Annotated in this window: 2 protein-coding genes; both read right to left on the bottom strand. The window is 66.5% G+C overall.

The window, feature by feature from the left end; translation table 11 throughout:
* Positions 1-150: 150 nt before the first annotated feature.
* Positions 151-510: a sulfate permease gene (locus UN64_RS21560; protein WP_139343235.1), complete on the bottom strand. Its 360-nt coding sequence runs from the start codon at positions 508-510 to the stop codon at positions 151-153.
* Between the two features lie 154 nt (positions 511-664).
* Positions 665-1,589, bottom strand: a 925-nt coding sequence (locus UN64_RS21555; protein ID WP_171978990.1) for a ThiF family adenylyltransferase, incomplete at its 5' end; no start/stop codon positions are given.

The following is a 1,589-nucleotide window of genomic DNA, read 5'->3' as shown; positions in this document are numbered from 1 at the left end:
GATCGCCGGCTTCATCGCTGTATCTGCGAGTGACATCAAGGTCGAGGTCGCGGGCAGCGCCAGACAAGCGGTCTGCTGCCGCTCGTGCGCCTCGGAGGTAGGCGAGCGGCGTAGGTGTAGGTGGGGGCGTTCATCGGGCCGCCCCTACGGTCATAGGCACCTGGGACTCCGAGCGGTCGCGGGTGCCTGCCGGTCGCGGTGCCGGGCAATGGCTTCCTGGGTCCGGGCGCGGATCAGGAGGATCAGGCTGACCGGTCCCATGACGATGAACTTCATCGCGTTCCACACCGCCCACAACACGACCAGATGCAACCAGCCTGGTGCCCCCTGGTCGAGGGCGTTGGTGCAGATGCTCGCGATCAGCAGGTAGGGCACCGCGAGGAGCGTCGCGGGGATGCCCCACTTAAAGTTGCGTCGGCGTCGGATCGCGTCGAGCAGCCGGTTGGTGGGCATGTAGCGGCGCAGGTAGTAGCGGGTGCGGGCGCTGAGCGTCCAGATAAGGCGGATCATGGCGGGCCTCTCGTCACACGTGTCTCTCCGTCGAGGAGGCAGTACGTGTATGAGCGCCCAAGCTGGGCCGTCCCGAAGGACCCGCAATCGAGGAGAACCTGCCTCGGCCCCCAACTTTACGCCCAAGCCCGGACAGACGTAAACCCGTGCTATCTCATCCGCGAGTGTCCGACGCCGCGGGAAGGAAGTGATGCCGTGGGCCGGCTGGTGCGTGTGGCAGGGCGATGAGGTGGGTCCCTGAAACAGGTGCCCCTGCCTGTTGGAGGTGCAGGCCGATCATGTTGACGAGTGTCGCGGCGACAGCAGCGAGGTCCGCGGCCGAGCCATGGAACGTGGGTACGGAGCATCCCCTCGTGGGAGTCAGTTCGTCGCCTTCGGCTGCGTCCTCCCAGAGCCGGTGGTACAGCTCTAATCCACCATCGGCCAATACCGAGCGGCCTGCCTGGTCGTCAAGCTCAGACGGCGTACAGGTGTCACCGGGCGCGCAGATGTTGGCGATACCGAGCGATCCTGTCCTGGCGTCGGTGGCGACCTGGGCGATGAGTGCCGTGCGGTCTTCGCCGGCGAGGGTGTCGAGGTAGGTGGTGATGCTGTGGCTGACGGTGGCGTCGATGATGAGGTCCGCGGAGAGTGAGACGGCTGGGTCGGGGACGCTTCCTTCTGCGACGGTCACGGTCAGGTCGTCGCGGATCGCGCGGAGGCGTGTGGCGAGGGCATCGGCCTTGGTCTGGCCGATGTCGGCCTCGGTGTAGTTCTGTCGCACGAGAAGTCCGCCGGTGATGGTGCCGGGGTCGCAGACGGTGATGGCGCTGGCTCCGGCGCGTGCGATGAACTCGGCGAGCCATGAGCCCAGGCCGCCGCAGCCCCAGATGTGGACGGCTCGTCCTTGGAAGCCGTTGACGGGACGGTTGTCGTCGCGTCGGGTTGTGACCTCTTGCCGTTCGTCGGACATGTTGCACCATTCGATGGGGATGTCGGCGTTGATGATCGCGGGGTCGAGGTTGACCGCTGTGCCGTGCTTCTTGGCGAGGCGTCGCAGGGCGTCGGCGGTAGTTGCGGGAAGGCGTCCGCCGAGAAGA

Source organism: Fictibacillus arsenicus (genome assembly GCF_001999465.1).
In the GTDB taxonomy this organism is placed as follows: domain Bacteria; phylum Bacillota; class Bacilli; order Bacillales; family Fictibacillaceae; genus Fictibacillus; species Fictibacillus arsenicus.
Note: the sequence above shows the minus strand (reverse complement) of the source record. Positions and strands in the feature narration are given on the sequence as shown.